The following is a 19,980-nucleotide window of genomic DNA, read 5'->3' on the forward strand; positions in this document are numbered from 1 at the left end:
ACCCCTGCCCCCTTCACCCGTTCCCGGGCCATGGAATCCGGGCCCCGGGGCGGTCCGGGAGTCGTGCGGACGGCCCCGGGGCCGTGTGCGGCACCGCAGCCGCAGCCCAGCACCAGGACCCAGCCCCTCAACCTCCCCCACCCCTCACCCCCCTCACCCCTCACCCCCGCAGAACCGCCCGGCAATCCCCCCAAGCCCCCTCCCCCAGCAACGGCCGCATCCGAGTGAACAGGGCCAGCAGCTCCCGCCCGTACCGCGCCCGGAAGTCCTCGTCCTGCGTGGCGATATCGAGTTCGTTCGCGGCCGTCAGCTCGGCGAAGTCCCGCAGCCGCCCCGACGGCAGCACCCGGACCACCCCCGTGAACCGGTCATGGAACGGCCCCTCGGGCAGCCCCGGATACGTCGCCCCCCGATCGCAGCTCGCGTAGAGATACACCAGCGCCTCCGCCTCCGCCCCGATCGCGGCGGCGATCGCGCCCCGCCGGTCCAGTGGCAGCAACGCCTTCGCGAAACCGTCCGTCCCGTACAGCGCATGGCAGAACCCGGCCAGTTGCAGCGCGGGTCGCGCCTGCCACCGGGCCAGCCTCAGATGCACCCGGTCCAGATGCGCGTACAAGGTCCCGCCGGGATGCGGCAGCGAGTCCGCCCCGAGATGCCGCAGCAGCGTCGCGGCACGGGTGTGGGAGGACGGCGGCGCGGCCGTCCCTTTGCGCGGCTGTACGGAGGGCACGGTGGTCCCCTTTCCGACGCGGCTCATGGGGGTCGGCACCCGCCCCGCACCACCCCCGGGTCCGGACCAGGGGCGTGAGGAACGGACGGCGGGTTGCCGCCCCGGGGGAGCGGCCGGCTCCCCATTGATCGATCGTCCCAACGCCGCATCCGCTTAGTCAATCCTAAGGATTCCTCGCAACACCCCAGTGTTAGCTTGGAGTTATGACCCTTGAGGATCTGCGAGTGTTCGTGGCGGTGTGCCGCGCGGGCAGTCTGAGCGCGGTGGCCCGGCAGTTCGGGGTGACCCAGTCGGCGGTCAGCCAGCATGTGAAACGCCTGGAGCGCGAGACGGGCGTCAGTCTGCTGGAACGCCAGCCGCGTGGCGTCGCCCCGACCCGCGCCGGTCAGATCCTGGAGGCGGCGGCCTCCGAAGGACTCGCCGGACTCGATCTCGCCCTGCGCAACCTGCGCGAACTCGCCGACGGCGAGACCGGCTCCGTCCGCGTCGCCACCGGCGCCACGACCGTCCGGCACTTCATGGCCGACGCCGTCGTCGCCTTCCGCCAGCGCTATCCCGAGGCCAGCCTCGAATTCCGTACGGAGCCTTCCAGCCGGGCCTGCTTCGACGCCCTCACCGACAGCGAACTCGACCTCGCCTGGGTCACCCTCGGCCCGCCCGTCCGGGGCATCGAACAGCGGGCGGTGGTCGACCTGCCCTGGGTCCTGGCCGTACGGGCCGACGACCCCCTCGCCGGCCGCCCCCACGCCCAGGTCCGCGAACTCGCCGACCTGCGCCTGATCCGGCTCCCCCCGAACTCCACGTCCGCCTCCCAACTGGACGCGGGCTGCGCGGAGTTGGGCGTCCGCTTCTCCTTCGACACCAGCGTGACCGACTGGGACACGGCCCTGTTGCTGGCCGAACTGGGCCTGGGCAGAGCGGTGGTCCCCGCCCTGCCCAGGTTGCACATCAACGGCACCGCCACCCCACCCACCGGAGACCTGCGCCTGGTCCCGCTCCCCGAACTCCGCCCCCTGACCGTCGGCTGGGCGGTCCGCCGCTGGTCGGCCCTGTCACCCCTGGCCAGAGCCTTCGCGGAAACGGTCGCGGTGTGAGTCGTCCGGTACGGGACCGTCAGCGCCCCGCGCGGCCGAGGAACCGGTCCCAGGCGCGGGCCGCATCCGTCGTTAGCGGCGAGGGCGTCCCGCGATCAGAAACGCGTGCGGGGTCGTCTCATCGCTGTCCGGGTTCGTGTCGCGGACCGTACGGGAGTGCGTCACGAACCCCGTCTCCTCCAGCAGCGCCGCCATCCGCTCGGGGCGGCGCCGCCGGAAATCGAGGGTGACGGGATGCCCGAAGGGACGATCCAGCGTGCGGGGCTCGTCCCCGACCTGGAAAGCGAGGAAGAGATATCCGCCCGGCCGCAGAATCCGATGGAACTCGGCGAACAGCGCCGGAAGCCGGTCCAGCGGAGTGTGGATGGACGAGTAGTACGACACGACCCCGGCCAGCGACGCGTCCGCGATCCCGGTCGCCAGCATCGAGCCCCGCTCGAAGCGGAGCCCGGGATTCTCGCGCCGGGCGACCGTCAGCATCGACTCCGACAGGTCCAGGCCCCGCATCGGCAGCCCGAGTTCCGCCAGGTACTTCGTCGTCAGCCCGGGCCCGCAGCCCAGGTCCGCCACCTCGCCCTGATCGCGCACGAGTTCGGCGTACGCGCCGATCAGCGCCCGCTCCAGCGGCTTGTCCGCCAGGTCCGTACGGGCCATCTCCGTGTATTCCCCGGCGATGGCGTCGTAGAAGATCTCGGTCAGTTTCTCGGCGCTCGCGTCGGTCTCGGTGTCCGTCATGGCGGGCACCCTAGGCGACCCCACTGACAGCCGCCCGACGACCCGGTGCCGATCAAGCCACCCCCGCCAACCGCAGCAGCGCAGTCGCCCCCGCCGCCCCCAGCACCACCCCCACGAACGGCACCCCCCGCCACGCCAGCACACCCCCGACCAGCACCCCCGCCGGACGCGCCCAGCCCGCGAAACCGCCGCCCTCCGTCAGCGCACCCGTCGCCAGCAGCGCCGCCAGCAGCACCACCGCCCCGGCCGCCAGCAGCCCCCGTACCCGATCCGGCAGCTCGACCCGCCCGTGCAGCACCGGCCCGACCAGCCGGAAGGCATACGTGCCCACCGCCAGCGCCAGGATCATCGCCACCGTCGCGTTCACGCCCGCACCACCTCCCGCCGCCGCCCGTACAGCGCCAGCCCGGCCAGCGCCAGCAGCACCGGCAGTCCCGACGGCACCAGCGGCGTCACCGCCAGCGCCACCCCCGCGCCGGCCAGCGCGGCCCCCCGCACCGCCGCGTCCTTGCGCAGCGTGGGCAGCACGAGGGCCACCAGTACGGCGGGGAAGGCCGCGTCGAGGCCGTAGCGCGCGGTGTCGCCGAGCGCGCCGCCCGCCAGCGCCCCGGCCAGGACCCCGAGATTCCACACCACGAACAGACCGATACCGGAGATCCAGAACGCGGCCCGGCGCCGCCGGGGATCCTCCTGCGCGAGGGCGAAGGCGACCGTCTCGTCCGTCACCAGATGCGCCCCCAGCAGCCGCGCCACCCGCCCGCGCCCCAGCACCTCCGCCACGGCGAGGCCGAAAGCGACCGTACGGGTGTTGAGCAGCAGGCCGGTCGCCGCGGCGGCCACCGGGCCACCGCCCGCCAGCAGCACCCCGACCGCGCTGAACTGGGCCGATCCCGCGTACACCAGCACCGACATCAGCACCGGCACCCACACCGGCAGCCCGCCCGCCACGGAGACCGCCCCGAAGGACACACCGACGACCCCACTGGCCAGCCAGACCAGCGAGGCGTCCCGGAGCAGATCCCTGGGGGTTCGGAGCAGCGGTGTTCGGAGTAGCGAACGCATGTTCTCCACAGTGAACGGACAGGGTAGTGTTCGTCAAGGCGAACGAAATGACCGGTCCACCGAACCAACCGGCTCGGCGAGCCGACTCAGTGAAGGGAACCCGCGATGGACGGCACCCCCCCACCCCGACTCCCCCTCGACTGGATCGCCGGTGCCCTGCGCCGGGAGCGCACCCGCGCCGGGATCTCCCTCTCCGAGCTGGCCAAACGGGCCGGAATCGCCAAGTCCACGCTGAGTCAGCTGGAGGCGGCCGCCGGGAATCCGAGCATGGAGACCATCTGGGCGCTGGCGGTGGCGCTCGGCGTGCCCTTCAGCGCGCTGGTGGAGCCGCCCGCCCCGGCCGTCCGGGTGATCCGGGCCGGACAGGGCCCGGCGGTTCGCTCCGGGCAGACCGGCTACTCGGCCGCGCTGCTCTCCGCGAGCCCGCCCGGCGCCCGGCGCGACGTATACGACGTACAGATCGAACCCGGCGCCGCCCATGAATCGGAGCCGCATATTCCGGGAACGGTGGAACATCTCCTGGTGGCGGCCGGACGGGTGAAAGCCGGGCCGCGCGGCGCCGAGGAAGAACTGGACGCCGGGGACTACATGACCTATCGCGGGGATGTCGCCCATTCGTACCGGGGGCTGGTACCGGGCACGCGGTTCGTCCTGATCATGCAGCACGTGTGAGGGGCGGCCCGGGGGCAATTCCCGAAGAATTCATCTCGCCGGGTTCGGGGTGTCGCCGGGTTCCGGGGGAGAAAGGGGCAGGAGCCCCGGCGCCTTACGGCGCGGGGCTCCTTGGGTACTGCGCTCGATCCTGGATCCGAGGAAATCAGACCGGTCAGACCGGGGTGACGTTCTCCGCCTGCGGGCCCTTCGGGCCCTGAGTGACGTCGAAAGACACCTGCTGGTTCTCCTCAAGGGAGCGGAAGCCGCTCGCGTTGATCGCGGAGTAGTGGACGAAGACGTCGGGGCCGCCGCCTTCTTGGGCGATGAAACCAAAGCCCTTTTCGGCGTTGAACCACTTCACGGTTCCGGTAGCCATAAGCCCTCCTTGGGCCCAAAGGGTTGCCCTGCTCCAGAACCAGCAAGTGTGAAGATGTAATTCTGCACAACTGCCCTAAGTCCAAGAACGACGAGAGCCCGCGGTCACATGCTCCGCAGGCTCTGTACTGCAAGGGAAACCAAACTGCAACTTGCGGCGAGCCTAGCACGCACGCGACGGAATGCAATAGAGGTCAAGATCACGTCACCCGGGTGTTTGAACGGCCATGCGGGACGGTGACGGCGGCGACGCCCCAGCGGCAAGGGCCGCACCCGGCAGGGCACCACCCAGGGTCTAGCCTCGCGGTGTGGACAATTCTCGCATCCGGCCGCGCGTCGGCCACATCCAGTTCCTGAACTGCCTGCCCCTGTACTGGGGGCTCGCGCGAACCGGAACCCTCCTCGACTTCGACCTGACGAAGGACACTCCGGAGAAGCTCAGCGAGCGACTGGTCCGCGGTGATCTCGACATCGGCCCCATCCCCGTCGCGGAGTTCCTGAAGAACGCCGACGACCTGGTGGTGTTCCCCGACATCGCGGTCGGCTGCGACGGCCCCGTCATGTCCTGTGTGATCGTCTCCCAGGTCCCGCTGGACCGGCTCGACGGCGCCCGGGTCGCCCTCGGTTCCACCTCCCGCACCTCGGTGCGGCTCGCCCGGCTGCTGCTGGCGGAGCGCTACGGCGTACAGCCCGACTACTACACCTGCCCGCCCGACCTCAGCGTGATGATGCAGGAGGCCGACGCCGCCGTCATCATCGGTGACGCGGCGCTGCGGGCCAATCTCCACGACGGGCCGCGCTACGGCCTCGATGTGCACGACCTGGGCTCGCTCTGGAAGGAGTGGACCGGGCTGCCGTTCGTCTTCGCGGTGTGGGCCGCCCGGCGCGACTACCTGGAGCGCGAGCCCGAGCTGACCCGCCAGGTGCACCAGGCGTTTCTGTCCTCGCTGGAACTGTCCCGCCAGGAGGTCGGCAAGGTCGCCGAGCAGGCGGCCCGCTGGGAGGAGTTCGACGAGCAGGTCCTGGAGCGGTACTTCACCACCCTCGACTTCCACTTCGGCCCGCCGCAGCTGGCGGCGGTCAAGGAGTTCGCCCGCCGGGTCGGCCCGACGGCCGGTCTCCCGTCGGACGTGACGGTGGAACTGCTGCGCCCCTGAGGTCCCGGCCATGGGTGTCCCGGGCAGGTTTGCTGCTCATACGTTTCCGGGCAGCAGGCGCGTACGGGCACCACAGGGGACCGGCACACAGGGGACGGCACACAGGGGACGGCACACCGGGACTGGTACACAGGGACCGGTACACAGGGGATCGGGCACACAGGGGGATGAGGCCGCCATGCAGCCGCTCGGAGCCGATGAACCGTCCGTCGTGGGCCCCTACCGGCTGCTCGGCCGGCTGGGGTCCGGCGGCATGGGCCGGGTCTATCTCGGCCGCAGCGCGGGCGGCCGTACCGTCGCCGTGAAGATCGTCCATCCGCACTTCGCGCTGGACGAGGAGTTCCGCGAGCGCTTCCGCCGCGAGATCGCCGCCGCCCGGCGGGTCGGCGGCGCGTGGACCGCGCCCGTCCTGGACGCCGACCCCGAGGCGCCGGTGCCCTGGGTGGCCACGGCGTACGCGGCCGGACCCTCGCTGACCACGGCGATAGCCGACGGCGGCCCGCTGCCCACGCACTCGGTACGCACCCTCGGCGCGGGCCTCGCCGAGGCGCTGACCGCCGTCCACGAACTGGGCCTGGTGCACCGGGACGTCAAACCCTCCAACGTGCTGCTGACCCTCGACGGCCCCCTCCTGATCGACTTCGGCATCGCCCGTGCCATCGACGGCACCGCGTCCCTCACCTCCACCGGTGTCTCCGTCGGCTCCCCGGGCTATATGTCCCCCGAGCAGATCCTCGGCAAGGGGATCACCGGCGCGGCCGATGTCTTCTCGCTGGGCGCGATATTGGTGTACGCGGCGACCGGGGAGCCGCCCTTCCCCGGGGACACCACGGCGGCGCTGCTCTACAAGGTCGTGCACGAGGAGCCGCAACTGACCGGCCTCGACGGCACCTTGCGCGATCTGGTCGCCGAGTGCCTGCGCAAGGACCCGGCGGGCCGTCCCGCCCCCGCCGAGATCGCCGCCCGGCTGGCCCCCGAGGGCGCGGCCCGGCTGGTCGCGGGCGGCTGGCTGCCGGGACCGCTGGTGGAACAGGTGAGCCGGGGCGCCGTACGCCTGCTGAATCTGGAGGCGGCGCAGGACGCGGTGTCGTCGGGGCCGGTGGCGTTCAGCAGGGTGGCGGTGGGGGAGTTCGGGCCGCCGCCGGTGATGGGGGCCACGGGGCCGAGGGATGCCGTACGGGTACCGGAGCCGGAGCCGAGGGACGCCACACCTGTGCCGGAGCCGGGTCCGGGCGTCGCAGCCAGCCGCATATCCGTCTCCGTGGCGTCGACCACCGGGGGCGGTGTGTCCGGGCGGCGCCGGGGGCTCAGCTGCACGGTGGCGCTCGGGGCGGCCGCGGCGCTGGCGGCGGTGACCGTCGGTTCGGCCTTCCTCTTCGACCTGATGCCGGGCGGCGGCGACACGGGCCCCTCGGCCAGCGCCGACGGCGGCGCGGCATCGCCGTCCCCGAGCGCCGGGTCGACGGCGGCCGACGGCGAGGCCATGGACCGGGTCCCCGCGTCCCACCTCGGCACCTGGGAGGGCGCGGGCGCGGGCCTGGACGGGGCCGTCCCCATGGGGACCTTCCGTCTCGTCGTCGAGCAGACCGAGATCGGCGGCCGGCTGGGCGAAGTCAGGAACACCGACCCCCTCGGCGGTGTCTGCGTCGACGAACTCAGCCTGAAGAGCGCCGCGCAGCACGAGGTCGTGGCGGAGGCCAAGGGCATCGACGGCAACCCGGCCACCTGCTCCCAGACCCCGCACATGGTCACCCTCACCCCGGTCGGCGACGACCTCACATACTCCTCCGACAGCACCGACTCCGGCGAGCCGACGGCCCGGCTGACGAAGGTCGAGTGACCCGTGGGGATCACGGTCGTGGCCGCGCTGCTCTGGGGTGCCGTCACCGGCGCGCTGCTGCCCCGGGCGGCGTACCGTCTCTCCGTCCCCCCGGAGGAGCCATGGCGGGACGCCTGCCCCCAGGGCCACCCGCTCCCCGGCTGGCTGGGCCGCGCGACCTGCCCCCACTGCCCTACGCCGTACGCCCCCTCCGCCCTGCTCCCGGCCACGGTGACGGCCCTGCTGTGCGGGGGCGCGGCGCTGGCGACGGGGCTCCGCCCGGAACTGGCGGTCTGGCTGCTGGTCCTCCCGCCCGGCGTGCTCCTCGCGCTCGTGGACCGGCGCGTCCACCGCCTCCCGGACGTCCTCACCCTCCCCCTGGCGGCGGCCGTCCCGGCGCTGCTGGGCCTCGCCGCCCTGTTCCCCGCCCACGCGGGCGACTGGCAGACGGCCCTGCTCGGCGCCGCCGCGCTGGCCGCCGGTTTTCTGGCCCTCCACCTCGTCAACCCCTCCGGCATGGGCTTCGGCGACGTGAAACTGTCCCTCGTCGCGGGCGCGGCCCTCGGCTGGTACGGCTGGCCGACGGTCCTGTTCGGCACCTTCGCGGGGTTCACGGGCGGCGCGGTGTACGCGGGCGCGCTGATCGCCGTACGACGGGCGGGGCGGGGGACGGCGATCGCGTTCGGGCCGTTTCTGCTCGCCGGGGCGTATGCGGGGGTGGTCGTGGCGGGCGCCGCGGGCTGACGGCATCGGGGTGCGGGGGGCGTGTGTCGTGGCGGGCGTCGCGGGCTGAGGGTATGGGGGAAAGTCCGCTGACGTAGGCTGGTTCAGTCCGTCCAGACCTGGGACAAAGTCCCTGACCCTTGACGAAAGGGACGCTTCGGTGAGCGAGCAGGCCGACCTCATGCCGTTCGATGTCACAGCCGTCCTCGACCGGGCCGCCGAGGGTGGGCGGATCACGCCGGAGGAGGCGCTCGTCCTGTACCGGGACGCCCCGCTGCACGCGCTGGGCGCCGCCGCCGACGCCGTACGCCGCCGCCGGTACGCCGGGGTCGAGCACATCGCGACGTACATCATCGAGCGGAACATCAACTACACCAACGTCTGTGTGACGGCGTGCAAGTTCTGCGCCTTCTACGCCCCGCCGAAGGCCAAGGACAAGGGCTGGACCCGCGACCTGGACGACATCCTGCGGCGCTGCGCCGAGACCGTCGAACTGGGCGGCACCCAGATCATGTTCCAGGGCGGGCACCACCCGGACTACGGCGTGGAGTACTACGAGGAGCACTTCGCGGCGATCAAGAAGAACTTCCCGCAGCTCGTCATCCACAGCCTGGGTGCCAGCGAGGTCGAGCACATGGCCCGGATCTCCAAGGTCGGGGTGGAGGAGGCCATCCGGCGCATCCACTCCGCCGGGCTCGACTCCTTCGCCGGAGCCGGTGCCGAGCTGCTGCCCGAGCGGCCCCGCAAGGCCATCGCCCCGCTCAAGGAGAGCGGCGAGCGCTGGCTGGAGATCATGGAGACCGCCCATGGGATGGGCGTCGAGTCCACCTCCACCATGCTGATGGGCACGGGCGAGACCAACGCCGAGCGCATCGAGCATCTGCGGATGATCCGTGACGTACAGGACCGGACGGGCGGCTTCCGCGCCTTCATCCCGTACCTCTACCAGCCCCAGAACAACCACCTCAAGGGCCGCACCCAGGCGACCATCTTCGAGTACCTGCGGATGATCGCCGTCGCCCGGCTCTTCTTCGACAACGTGGCCCACATCCAGGGCTCCTGGCTCACCACCGGCAAGGACGCGGGCCAGCTCACCCTGCACTACGGCGCCGACGACCTCGGCTCGATCATGCTGGAGGAGAACGTCGTCTCGGCGGCCGGTGCCAAGCACCGCTCCAACCTGCTGGAGATGATCGAGATGATCCGCGGCGCCGACCGGGTCCCGGCCCAGCGCGCCACCACGTACGAGCACCTCGTCGTGCACGACGACCCGGCGGACGACCCGGTCGACGCGCGCGTGATGTCGCACATCTCCTCCACGGCGATCGAGGGCGGCACGGCTCACCCCGAGCTGAAGCTCCTCGCCTCCGGCTGACCCGGAGCCGCTGCGGTGCTGACGATCCACGCCGACGGGCGGGGCCACGCCTTCGCGGTGCGCGGGGAGTGGATCACGGCGGTGGGGCCGGTGGCCGAACTGCTGGCCGGACACCCCGGCGCCCGGCTGCGCGAATGGCCCGGCATCCTCACCCCGGGCCTCATGAACCTCTACGGCCCCGAACTGCTCGACCACGCCTACCACCCCGACCCGCGCGAGGCCGCCGACCTGGGCACCGAGCCCCTCACCGGCGACGCGCTGGCCGCCCTCCCGATGGACGACACCCGGTGGGGCGCGAGCGCCCGGCGCGGAGTGCAGCGGATGCTGGCGCACGGGACGGTGGCGGTGGCCGGGGCGCCGACCCGCCCGCCCGTGGAGGCCGCCGTACGGCGCTCCGGGATGGGGGTGGTGGGACGGCTGGGCGCCCCCGAGGGACCGCCCTCCCTGGACCCCTTCGCCTGCCCGCCGCCGGTGGAGTTCCCCCCGGAGCGCGAGCCTGGCTCCGCCGCCCGCTTCGCCGTCTTCGACGTCCGGGATGCGGGGGAGCTGGCGGAGAGGGGCGCGGGGACGTGCGTGGCGACGGTGGTGGCGGGGCGGATCGTGTATCGGCGGCGGTAGCGCGCATCGGGGGTGGGGTGGGGAGGGCTTGCCCTTCCTGGGGGCGCGGGGCTGGCTTCGGGGGCGCGGGCTTGCTTTCTGGGTCCGCGAGCCTGGCTGGCGCGGGCCTGTCCTTTCAGGGGCGCGGGCTTGCTCTCTGGGGCCGCGAGGCTGGCTGGCGCGGGCCTGTCTTTTCAGGGGCGCGGGGAACTGCGCGACAAGCCCCCACCGGCCCGCACCCAAACCCGCACCCGCACCCGAACTCGCACCCACCCACACCGCACCGCGCCAGCCCCCGTCACCCCCCGAACGCCTCCCCGAACGCCCCCTCCTCCTGCTCCACCCCACTGCACTCCGTCGTCTGCCCCTCCGCACACGCCCGGTCCCGGTACGCCGCCCACATCGACACCCACCCGATCCCCTTCTCCTCGGCGAAGGCCCGCACCTGCCCGGCGTCCTCGACGGTGAAGGTCTCGCCCTCGACGTCGTTCACGCCGATCATCGAGGTCAGGGCCATGCCCTGCCACGCCTCGGCCTCGCTCCACCCCAGCACCTCCGTCAGCTGCGCGTGCGCCGCACCGGCCGCCTCGACGGCGTAGTCGCCCATGTCGCCGCCGAGGGACTCCGCGTAGTTCATGGTCATGAGATTGACCGTGCCGACCTCCACCCCGTGGTCCCCGGCGGACGCCAGCAGGTCCAGGCCGCCCTCATCGAGCCCGGCGGGCATCACCGGCAGGGTGTACGACACCTCCAGGCCGGCCCGTTCCTCCTGGAGCAGCGCGATCGCCTCGTTGCGCAGCCCGACCGACCCGGCGTCGCCGAGGTCGTCGCCCTCGATGTCGAAGTCGGCCTTGGTCGCGTCGACCGCGTCCAGCGCCTCGCCGTACGCCCGTGCCAGCTCCCGCGCGCTGCCGCAGACGGACGCCAGTTCATCGCCGTCCGCCCCGCCGAAGGAGACCCGGACATCGGCGCCGGAGCCGGTGAGCATCGAGACGCGGGTCGGTATCGCCGCGTCGTCGATCGCCACCACCCCGTCCCACATCGGCGTGCACCCCTCACCGTCGGAGAGGACGAAGGCCAGGTTGTACGACTGTGGCGACCCGGCCCCGTCGACCAGCGAGGGGGTGGTGGCGATGACGTAGGGGGCGTACGCGGTGCCGTCGGCGGCGGACGGTTTGCCGGCGGACGCCGGGTCCGTGTCCTCGCCCTTGCTCTCCGCCTCGCCGGAGCATCCCGTGAGCGCCAGCACCAGGCCCAGCCCGGCCGCCGGCTTCAGCAGCGCCCTCATCGCACACCCATTCGCTTTCGTTGTCACGGCAGATGGGGGACAAGGTATGTCGTCGTGTTCGGCGAGGTGGCCGAAAGCCCCGGTTTTCTCGATCGACTTCACGCGGAGCCGGGACGGGCCCGCGCGGCAGCGGCTGCAAGAATGGATCCGTGACCCGCGCCTCCCTGAGCAAGCAGCCGCACGAAGTCGCCTCGATGTTCGACGCCGTGGCGAGACGGTACGACCTGACCAACGACGTGGTGTCGCTCGGCCAGGACCGGGTGTGGCGCAAGGAGGTGTCGAAGGCCGTCGACGCCCGGCCCGCGCAGAAGGTGCTGGACCTGGCCGCCGGTACGGCGACCTCGTCGCTGCCGTTCACGCGTGCGGGCGCGTATGTCGTGCCGTGCGACTTCTCGCTCGGGATGCTCCAGGTCGGCAAGGAGCGGCACTCCTGGATGCCGTTCACGGCGGGGGACGCGACGCGGCTGCCGTTCCGGGACGAGGTCTTCGACGCGGTGACGATCTCGTTCGGGCTGCGCAATGTGCAGGACTTCGACGCCGCGCTGCGCGAGATGTACCGGGTCACCCGGCCCGGGGGACGCGTGGTGATCTGCGAGTTCTCCCAGCCGACGTGGGCGCCCTTCCGGACCGTCTACTCCGGGTATCTGATGCGCGCGCTGCCGCCGGTGGCCCGTACGGTGTGCTCCAACCCGGACGCGTACGTCTATCTCGCCGAGTCGATCCGCGCCTGGCCCGACCAGCCCGCACTGGCCGAGCGGCTCCAGGCGGCGGGCTGGTCGAAGGTGGCGTGGCGGAATCTGACGGGGGGCGTGGTGGCGCTGCACCGGGGGTTCAAGGCGGTGGGCTGAGGGCCCTGTGCGGGGTGGGGTGGGCCGAGGGCCCTGTCGGGCTGACGGTCCCGTCCGGTGGGCTGGCGGCCCTGTCCGTGGCCGCCGCCGCTCCTCAGTGCATCGGCTCGAAGGCGTCCCCGGGTGCGTCCAGTTCCCGCTGCATTCCGCCGCTCGGCGGCCTCGGCACCCTGGGCTCACGCACTCCCGCGCCGCCCCCGCCCGCTCCCTCGTCCAGGTCGAACCACACGGTGACCACCGCGCCGCGCGGCACCTCCACGCCGGGCGGCGGGTACTGCCGTACGACGTAGTCCACGACGGTGAGATGGAAGTCGGGTCGGTCGGGCGCGGCGAGCAGGACTCCGTGCGTCTCGGCGGCCTCGCGGGCGTCCACGGCCATCAGTCCGACGAGCTTCGGCACGCGCACTTCGGGTGTTTTGGGTGGTATGCGCACAGATGTCACCCCCTGCGGTACTGGCAGGGTAACCGCCCGGGGTGCCGTCCGGAAGCGTCAAGTGTCTTTCCGTAGCCGACCACTACTCTCGGTAGCCCTCCGGTATGAGGGCGGTCAGAGGTCGAGCCGGTAGCAGTGGCCCTTCTGCTGGGTGGCCGGGGTCATATAGGTCTCGGCGAGACGCATGCCGAGCCGCTGGGTCACCGCGATCGAGCGGGCGTTGCGGGAGTTGACCATGGCGACCACGCTGGTGGTGCCGGTGGTCCGGAGCCGCTCCAGGGTCAGCTGCGCGGCGGCCGTGACGTACCCCTTGCCCCAGTGCTCCCGGCCCAGCCGCCAGCCGATCTCGATCTCGCCCTGCGGACCCCATTCACCGGGCCACGGCTGGGCGCCGGTGAAGCCGAGCACCCGGTCGTGCTCGTCCAGCACGGTCCACAGGCAGAAGCCGCGCTCGGCGTCGTGACGGCGCTGGCGTGCGGTCAGCTCCTCGTAGACGGACAACTCTGCGGACCGGCCGCCGTGGAACTCCATGACGTCCGGGTCGTCGAAGACGCGATGCCAGGCGACCGCGTCCTCGTCGGTGGGGACGCGCAGTCGTACCACGGGTGGAGCTGAGTTCACGAGGCATCCCCTTCGGCCGGTTGATCAATTCTGCTGAATAGACTGCCCATGTCCAGTGCCCGTCGGCACGCAGATTTCGAGCTTTGGGGAGATCCCGTCGTGACCGAGCCTCTGTCGGACAACACCGCCGATGTGATCGTCGTGGGCGCCGGACCGGCCGGTTCCACGACGGCGTACCACCTGGCCCGGGCCGGACTCGACGTCCTGCTGCTGGAGAAGACCGCGTTCCCGCGCGAGAAGGTGTGCGGCGACGGGCTCACCCCGCGGGCCGTGAAGCAGCTGGTCGCCATGGGCATCGACATCTCCGAGGAGGCCGGCTGGCTGCGCAACAAGGGGCTGCGCATCATCGCCGGCGGCTCCCGGCTCCAGATGGACTGGCCGGACCTGGCCGCGTACCCGAACTTCGGACTGGTCCGCAAGCGGGACGATTTCGACGAGCAGCTCGCCCGGCAGGCCCAGAAGGCGGGCGCACGCCTGTACGAGCGCTGCAATGTCGGCGCCCCCGTCGTGGACGACCGCACCGGCCGGATCACCGGCGTGCACGCCAAGCTCGGCGACGCGGGGGACAAGCGGGAGGTCACCTTCCACGCACCCCTCGTGGTCGCCGCCGACGGCAACTCCACGCGGCTGTCCCTGGCGATGGGCCTGCACCGCCGCGAGGACCGCCCGATGGGCATCGCGGTGCGGACGTACTTCACCTCGCCCCGCCATGACGACGACTACCTGGAGTCCTGGCTGGAGCTGTGGGACCGCCGCGGCGCCCAGGACCGGCTGCTCCCCGGCTACGGCTGGATCTTCGGCATGGGCGACGGCACCTCCAACGTCGGCCTCGGGGTCCTGAACACCTCCTCCTCCTTCAAGGAGCTGGACTGGCGCGAGGTGCTCAAGGCGTGGTGCGCCTCCACGCCGGAGGAGTGGGGCTACACCCCGGAGAACATGACCGGCCCGATCCGCGGCGCCGCCCTGCCCATGGCCTTCAACCGCCAGCCGCACTACACGCGCGGGCTGCTGCTGGTCGGCGACGCCGGCGGCATGGTGAACCCCTTCAACGGCGAGGGCATCGCCTACGCCATGGAGTCCGGCCAGATCGCCGCCGACATCGTCGTCCAGGCGTTCGCCCGCGCCACCCCGGCCCAGCGGGAGATCGCCCTGCGGCGGTATCCCCAGGTCCTGAAGGACACCTACGGCGGCTACTACACGCTGGGCCGCGCCTTCGTGAAGCTGATCGGCAACCCGAAGATCATGAAGCTCGCGGCGGAGCGGGGGCTGACGCATCCGCTCCTGATGAAGTTCACGCTGAAGCTGCTCGCCAACCTCACCGATCCGACGGGCGGGGACGCGATGGACCGGATCATCAATGGGCTGAGCAAGGTGGCGCCGAGGGCGTGACGCCCTCCGGAGGCGAGGGCCGGGGGATCGGGCCTCAGGCCGTCAGGGAGCGTTCCTTGGCGGCCCGGCGGGCGTAGACGTCCTCCCGGCGGTCCGTCGCCTGCCGTAGCGCCTCCTTCCGGTCCCTTCGTGACAGCCGGTCGAGGTAGACCTGCCCGTTGACATGGTCGGTCTCGTGCGCGAGGCAGCGGGCGAAGTAGCCGGTGCCCTCGATCAGGAGTGGGGCGCCCTCCCTGTCGTATCCACGCACCACCGCGCGGTCCGGGCGCGGTACCTCCATGGTGGCACCCGGCACTGACAGACAGCCCTCGCCCTCCTCGATCAGGCGTCGCCCGGTCGGGTCGAGCGGTGCCGGCACGGGGTTGACGATGTGTCCGACATGCCGGACACCGTCGTCGTCGGGGCAGTCGTAGACGAAGAGGCGCAGATCGACCCCGACCTGGTTCGCGGCGAGTCCGGCCCCCTCGGCGACGTACATGGTCAGGAACATGTCGTTGATCAGCGCGGCGAGATCCGGTCCGAACTCGGTGACGTCCCGGCACGGCTTGTGCAGCACCTCCGCACCGACCTCGGTGATCCGCCGTACCGTCCCGCGCCGGGCCTCGGGTGCGAGCGAGGGGTAGGAACCGACGGGTCGTCCCTGGACGAAAACACTGGGCATTTCTCTGTCTCCTTGCTGTCGGCATGCTGGCCTGTCGGCCTGCTGGGTCGTTTGGCTCGCTGGGTCGTTGGCCTGGCGGTCTGTTGACGTGGCTGGCCGGTAACCGTCCTTTCGGCCCCGGCCGCCCGTCCGTACCCTCCCCTACTCATGACGACAGAACACCCCCCACACCCCTCCCCACACCACCCCCCACACCACTCCCAGGACCCCCGGAACTCCCAGGGGCCTCTTCGGCGGGGCGGCAGTTCCACCCGCCGCCGTTTCCTCGCCGGAACGGGCGCCGCCACCGGTCTCCTCGCCCTCGGGACGACCGGTGCCGCAGCCGCCACCCCCGCCAAGCGCGTGGCCGTCCTCGGCGGTGGCGTCTCCGGCCTCAGCGCCGCCCATGAACTCGCCGAGCGCGGCTACCACGTCACCGTCTACGAGTACTACGACGAACTCGGCGGCAAGGCCCGCTCGATGGACGTCCCCGGCACCGCCACCGGAGGGCGCGCACCCCTTCCCGGCGAGCACGGCTTCCGCTTCTTCCCGGGTTTCTATCGGAACCTTCCGGACACCATGCGCCGCATCCCGGTCCCCGGCAACGCCGACGGCGTCCGCGGCAACCTGCGCAGCGGCACCGAGGCCCTGTTCGCCCGCGCGGACGGCAGGCCCGACCTGCATTTCCCGCTGCGCCGCGTGACGACCCCGCCCGCCCTGGACAGCCTCACTCCGAGCTGGATCCGCGACCAGTTGCTGTCGGTCCTGGACCTCGGCACCCGGCTGCCCGCCCATGAGGCCGCCTACTTCGCCGGCCGGGTGCTGGTCCACCTCACCAGCTGCGACGCCCGGCGCGAGGACGAGTGGGAGCGGACCGCGTGGTGGGACTTCATCCGCGCGGAGGAGATGAGCACCGAGTACCGCACCCTGCTGGGCATCGGCCAGACCCGCAACCTGGTCGCCACCCGCGCCGAGGTCGCCTCCACCCGTACGGTCGGCCGGGTCATCATCGAGGCCCTGCTGCTGTGGGGCCTGCTCGGCCGGGGCCTGGACGGCCCGGACGCCGACATCGACCGCGTCCTCAACGCCCCGACCAGCGAGGCGTGGATCGACCCGTGGGAGGACTATCTGCGCTCACTGGGGGTGGAGTTCGTCCTGGGCACCGAGGTACGGGAGATCGAGTACGCCGCCGGACAGATCACCGGCGTACGGGTCGCGGCCCGGGAGGGCGGACACAGCCGTACGATCCATGCCGACCACTACGTCTGCGCGCTGCCTGTCGAGCACGCCCGGCGGACCTGGGGACCGGCCCTGCGCGCGGCCGACCCGCAGCTCGCCCGCTGCGACGCGCTGACCACCGACTGGATGACCGGCGTGATGTTCTACCTGCGCACCCCCACCCCCGTCGTGCACGGCCACATCAACTGCCTGGACTCGCCCTGGTCGGTGACCGCGATCGGCCAGGCGCAGTTCTGGGACGGCCGGGACTTCGCCCGCGACTACGGCGACGGCCGGGCCCGCGATTGCCTCTCCGCGATCATCTCCGAGTGGGACAAGCCGGGCATCCTGTACGGCAAGACGGCCCGCGAGTGCACTCGGGACGAGGTGGTCGCCGAACTCTGGGCCCAGCTCAAGGACAGCCTCAACGACTCCGGCAAGACCACTCTCACCGACGCCGACCGCCTCGGCTGGTTCATGGACCCGGCGGTGACCGGCCTGGGCGGCCCCGACCCGCAGAACCGGGAGCAGTTGCTCGTCCACCCGACCGGCACCCTGCACAACCGCCCCACGGCCCGCACCCGGGTGCCCAATTTCTTCCTCGCCGGGGACTATGTCCGCACCGACGTGGATCTCGCGTCCATGGAGGGCGCCAACGAGTCAGCCCGGCACGCCGTGAACGCCCTGCTGGACGCGGAGGGCTCGGACGCGGAGCGCTGCCGGCTGTTCGAGCTGTACCGCCCACCGGAGTTCGAGCCGCTGAAGCGGGTGGATGAGGTGCGGTATCGGCTGGGATTGCCCAATACGTTCGATCTGGGGTGACGGGGGCGGGCGTCCCGCGAAGGGAAGCGTCCCGTGAGGGGAAACGTCCCGTGAGGGGAAGCGCCGCGCAAGGAGAAGCGCCCCGCGAGAGGAAAGCAGGGCGGGACCGCTGCCCGGGGCGGCTGCGGTCCCTTCGCTTGTGCGTCCTGCGCCTCGGGCAGGTCAGAGCACGCGTACCGCGCCCGACGCCGGGTAGCCGGAGAGGTCCTGGATGACCACGCCCTTGGACGGGTTGGCCGCGTCCAGGTACTGGCCGTCCCCGATGTACACACCCACGTGGTACGCGGAGCCCTTGCCGCCCCAGTACAGGATGTCGCCGACCTGGAGGTTGGAGGTGCCGACCTCGGTGCCGACCATCGACTGGTCCTGCGAGACACGCGGCAGATCCACGCCGACCTGCTTGAACGCGGCCTGCACCAGGCTGGAGCAGTCCCAGGCGCTGGGGCCGGTGGCGCCCATGACGTAGGCGTCGCCGAGCTGCGCCTTGAGGAAGTCGATGACCGTCGCGACGCTGCCGCTCGCGGGGGCCGAGGCGGTCGACTCGGTGCCGGTGCCGGTGCTGCTGTCGGTGGACGACGACGGCGTCGAGGCCGTGGTGGCGACCGCGGCGGCCTCGGCGTCACGCGCGGCGCTCTCGGCGGCCTCCTTACGGGCCTCCTCCTCGGCCTTCTTCTTGGCCTCGGCCTTCGCCTTCGCCTCCACGAGGTCGGCCTCGGCCTGCTGGGCGGCCTTGGCCGCGGCGGCGTCGCGCTCGGCCTGGAGTTCGTAGTTCGCGGCGGCCAGCTGCGTGGCGTACGCGGACTTGGACACCTGGACGGACAGGTCGGCCGTCAGGGTGGGCAGTTCGAGGGTCTGCGTCACCGGCTCGGCGGCGTTCGCCGAGGCGGCGGAGCCGACTGCCACGGTGCTGAGGATGCCACCGGCCACTCCGGCGCGCATCGCGAGCGACGAAGCGCTGCGGGGCCGGGGTTTCCGGTGGCTGCGTATGTGAGCGGTGTGGGACATGGGACTAACCGGTATCAGGGGCTCCTCCATACCTTCAAGAAACGTGTCCTGCGCCACAGTTGTTCAGTCGGTGTGATGAATCCCGGGCGTGTCACTCTTTATTGACGCCGTAACGGACATTGTGGACCGGCCGTAATGCGCCTGTGATCATGGGCTTTCATTGATACGTCCGAATTGCCCCGCACCTACCACCTGTTGCGATTCTTGGCCAACACCCGTTCTCATCCCCCTCTCATGAATGTGGCGGAGGTCACGGAACGGTTACCGGTGCTTGTTGCGTCCAGTAAGGCTTGTCCTTGATCGGTGTGAGGGGTGGCGTGGAGTCCGGTGGGTCGGCCGCCGGGTCCGGATCGGGTCCGGATCGGGTCCGGATCGGTCTGGATCGGTCTGGAACGGATTCGGGGTGGCGTCCGGACCGGGTCCGGGGTGGCGTCCGGACCGGGTCCGGGGTGGCGTCCGGACCGGGTTCGAGGTGCCGTCCGGGTCGGGTCGCGGTCGGCTCCGGGGTGACGTCCGGGTCGGCGTCCGCGCCGGGTGGTGGAGCGGGTCCCGGGGCGGATGTCGGGGTGGGTCCCGGGTCGGTCCCGGACCGCTCGTGAATGTGTGCACACGTCCACATCTCGCCCCGCACCCCTCCGAGGTGTGAATGCGCCCCACTATCAAGCCCACCCATCCGGCACCAATTTGCATGCAGCGGAACTCTCTTGATATTGAGACGACCCCTCTGAGCTGCCCTGACGAGCGAAGATGTCGCGATTGGTGATCGCTCGACTGCTTCCAGTGCGAAGATCACCGCTCATCCGACTTCATGATCCTTCGTCAGGTGGTGGAGATCACAAAGCTTGTGTAATACCCCGTGTCGCAGATCACAGAGTGGCGGGCATAAGATGCGGAGCAGTTGGGCTTGTGACCTGCTTCACATGTTCTCGATCTTCGCCGGGACGAGTGGGACTCGTAGGACTGGTGGGGCGGAGTGCGGGCCCATGCACCACCGCCAGCAGTCAGTGCCGACTGAGAGGAGCGAGGAGCGGTGAACGCGTATGCGCCCATCCTCGTACTGGGAGCCCTCGGGGCAGGCTTTGCGATCTTCTCCGTGGTCATGGCCACGCTGATCGGTCCGAAGCGGTACAACCGCGCCAAGCTCGAAGCCTACGAGTGCGGTATCGAGCCGACCCCCACGCCGGCCGGCGGCGGGCGCTTCCCCATCAAGTACTACCTGACGGCGATGCTCTTCATCGTCTTCGACATCGAGATCGTCTTCCTCTACCCATGGGCCGTCACCTTCGACGCCCTGGGTGTGTTCGGGCTCGTGGAGATGCTGCTCTTCGTGCTCACCGTTTTCGTCGCCTACGCGTATGTATGGCGGCGCGGCGGCCTGGAATGGGACTGAGGGGC

Annotated in this window: 21 protein-coding genes; 11 read left to right on the plus strand and 10 right to left on the minus strand. The window is 71.4% G+C overall.

The genetic code is table 11. The annotated features are described in order from the left end of the window. Window positions 1-160: 160 nt before the first annotated feature. Window positions 161-757: a DUF6817 domain-containing protein gene (locus ACFRFC_RS25095; protein ID WP_382680255.1), complete on the minus strand. Its 597-nt coding sequence runs from the start codon at window positions 755-757 to the stop codon at window positions 161-163. Window positions 758-933: 176 nt separating this feature from the next. On the opposite strand from ACFRFC_RS25095, the gene ACFRFC_RS25100 reads away from it, so the two are divergent. After that, the gene (locus ACFRFC_RS25100; protein ID WP_382680256.1) at window positions 934-1,824 is read left to right on the plus strand and encodes a LysR family transcriptional regulator; all 891 of its coding nucleotides are present in this window, start codon (window positions 934-936) and stop codon (window positions 1,822-1,824) included. 72 nt (window positions 1,825-1,896) lie between these two features. On the opposite strand, the gene ACFRFC_RS25105 is transcribed toward ACFRFC_RS25100, so the two are convergent. From ACFRFC_RS25105 to ACFRFC_RS25115, 3 genes are read right to left on the minus strand one after another with little or no spacing between them, the layout of a single operon-like run. Next, a complete protein-coding gene (locus ACFRFC_RS25105; protein WP_382680257.1) occupies window positions 1,897-2,559 on the minus strand; it encodes a class I SAM-dependent methyltransferase in 663 nt (220 codons plus the stop codon). Window positions 2,560-2,611: 52 nt separating this feature from the next. Continuing rightward, on the minus strand, window positions 2,612-2,926 hold the full coding sequence (locus ACFRFC_RS25110; RefSeq protein WP_382680258.1) for an AzlD domain-containing protein: 315 nt from the start codon (window positions 2,924-2,926) through the stop codon (window positions 2,612-2,614). Next, entirely contained in the window at window positions 2,923-3,621 is a 699-nt protein-coding gene (locus ACFRFC_RS25115) for an AzlC family ABC transporter permease (protein WP_382680259.1), read from the minus strand. The genes ACFRFC_RS25110 and ACFRFC_RS25115 overlap by 4 nt, the downstream gene beginning before the upstream one ends. A gap of 105 nt (window positions 3,622-3,726) precedes the next feature. Between ACFRFC_RS25115 and ACFRFC_RS25120 the strand changes: the two genes are divergently transcribed. Then, entirely contained in the window at window positions 3,727-4,293 is a 567-nt protein-coding gene (locus ACFRFC_RS25120) for a helix-turn-helix domain-containing protein (RefSeq protein WP_382680260.1), read from the plus strand. A 154-nt stretch (window positions 4,294-4,447) separates the two neighbouring features. Here ACFRFC_RS25120 and ACFRFC_RS25125 read toward each other — a convergent pair whose 3' ends face one another. Then, the gene (locus ACFRFC_RS25125; RefSeq protein WP_003992177.1) at window positions 4,448-4,651 is read right to left on the minus strand and encodes a cold-shock protein; all 204 of its coding nucleotides are present in this window, start codon (window positions 4,649-4,651) and stop codon (window positions 4,448-4,450) included. Between the two features lie 307 nt (window positions 4,652-4,958). Between ACFRFC_RS25125 and ACFRFC_RS25130 the strand changes: the two genes are divergently transcribed. The 5 genes from ACFRFC_RS25130 (at window position 4,959) to ACFRFC_RS25150 (ending at window position 10,342) form a co-directional block, all read left to right on the plus strand. Next, window positions 4,959-5,807, plus strand: a complete 849-nt coding sequence (locus tag ACFRFC_RS25130) for a menaquinone biosynthetic enzyme MqnA/MqnD family protein (protein WP_382680261.1) — start codon at window positions 4,959-4,961, stop codon at window positions 5,805-5,807. Window positions 5,808-5,985: 178 nt separating this feature from the next. Continuing rightward, on the plus strand, window positions 5,986-7,647 hold the full coding sequence (locus ACFRFC_RS25135; protein WP_382680262.1) for a serine/threonine-protein kinase: 1,662 nt from the start codon (window positions 5,986-5,988) through the stop codon (window positions 7,645-7,647). Between the two features lie 3 nt (window positions 7,648-7,650). Next, on the plus strand, window positions 7,651-8,370 hold the full coding sequence (locus ACFRFC_RS25140; protein WP_382680263.1) for a prepilin peptidase: 720 nt from the start codon (window positions 7,651-7,653) through the stop codon (window positions 8,368-8,370). A gap of 139 nt (window positions 8,371-8,509) precedes the next feature. After that, window positions 8,510-9,724 (plus strand): cyclic dehypoxanthinyl futalosine synthase, encoded by a 1,215-nt coding sequence (gene mqnC / locus ACFRFC_RS25145; protein ID WP_382680264.1) that lies wholly within the window; start codon window positions 8,510-8,512, stop codon window positions 9,722-9,724. Between the two features lie 15 nt (window positions 9,725-9,739). Further along, a complete protein-coding gene (locus ACFRFC_RS25150) occupies window positions 9,740-10,342 on the plus strand; it encodes a hypothetical protein (RefSeq protein ID WP_382680265.1) in 603 nt (200 codons plus the stop codon). Window positions 10,343-10,619: 277 nt separating this feature from the next. On the opposite strand, the gene ACFRFC_RS25155 is transcribed toward ACFRFC_RS25150, so the two are convergent. Continuing rightward, window positions 10,620-11,609, minus strand: coding sequence for a chitinase (locus ACFRFC_RS25155; protein WP_382680266.1), 990 nt, complete (start codon window positions 11,607-11,609; stop codon window positions 10,620-10,622). A 149-nt stretch (window positions 11,610-11,758) separates the two neighbouring features. On the opposite strand from ACFRFC_RS25155, the gene ACFRFC_RS25160 reads away from it, so the two are divergent. Next, window positions 11,759-12,457, plus strand: coding sequence for a demethylmenaquinone methyltransferase (locus tag ACFRFC_RS25160; protein WP_382680267.1), 699 nt, complete (start codon window positions 11,759-11,761; stop codon window positions 12,455-12,457). A 94-nt stretch (window positions 12,458-12,551) separates the two neighbouring features. On the opposite strand, the gene ACFRFC_RS25165 is transcribed toward ACFRFC_RS25160, so the two are convergent. Beyond that, window positions 12,552-12,863, minus strand: coding sequence for a PASTA domain-containing protein (locus ACFRFC_RS25165; protein ID WP_382680268.1), 312 nt, complete (start codon window positions 12,861-12,863; stop codon window positions 12,552-12,554). 141 nt (window positions 12,864-13,004) lie between these two features. Beyond that, window positions 13,005-13,511, minus strand: coding sequence for a GNAT family N-acetyltransferase (locus ACFRFC_RS25170; RefSeq protein ID WP_382680269.1), 507 nt, complete (start codon window positions 13,509-13,511; stop codon window positions 13,005-13,007). A 48-nt stretch (window positions 13,512-13,559) separates the two neighbouring features. On the opposite strand from ACFRFC_RS25170, the gene ACFRFC_RS25175 reads away from it, so the two are divergent. Next, window positions 13,560-14,900 (plus strand): geranylgeranyl reductase family protein, encoded by a 1,341-nt coding sequence (locus ACFRFC_RS25175; protein WP_382680270.1) that lies wholly within the window; start codon window positions 13,560-13,562, stop codon window positions 14,898-14,900. Window positions 14,901-14,934: 34 nt separating this feature from the next. Here the strand turns inward: ACFRFC_RS25175 and def are convergent, their stop codons facing one another. Beyond that, a complete protein-coding gene (gene def, locus ACFRFC_RS25180) occupies window positions 14,935-15,561 on the minus strand; it encodes a peptide deformylase (RefSeq protein ID WP_382680271.1) in 627 nt (208 codons plus the stop codon). A 147-nt stretch (window positions 15,562-15,708) separates the two neighbouring features. Here def and ACFRFC_RS25185 point away from each other — a divergent pair, with 147 nt between their 5' ends. Further along, window positions 15,709-17,580, plus strand: coding sequence for an FAD-dependent oxidoreductase (locus ACFRFC_RS25185; protein ID WP_382680272.1), 1,872 nt, complete (start codon window positions 15,709-15,711; stop codon window positions 17,578-17,580). Window positions 17,581-17,742: 162 nt separating this feature from the next. Here the strand turns inward: ACFRFC_RS25185 and ACFRFC_RS25190 are convergent, their stop codons facing one another. Further along, the gene (locus tag ACFRFC_RS25190; RefSeq protein WP_382680273.1) at window positions 17,743-18,615 is read right to left on the minus strand and encodes a C40 family peptidase; all 873 of its coding nucleotides are present in this window, start codon (window positions 18,613-18,615) and stop codon (window positions 17,743-17,745) included. 1,000 nt (window positions 18,616-19,615) lie between these two features. Here ACFRFC_RS25190 and ACFRFC_RS25195 point away from each other — a divergent pair. After that, window positions 19,616-19,975: an NADH-quinone oxidoreductase subunit A gene (locus ACFRFC_RS25195; RefSeq protein ID WP_007383963.1), complete on the plus strand. Its 360-nt coding sequence runs from the start codon at window positions 19,616-19,618 to the stop codon at window positions 19,973-19,975. Window positions 19,976-19,980: the final 5 nt, after the last annotated feature.

It is taken from the genome of Streptomyces sp. NPDC056734 (assembly GCF_042790455.1).
GTDB lineage: Bacteria > Actinomycetota > Actinomycetes > Streptomycetales > Streptomycetaceae > Streptomyces.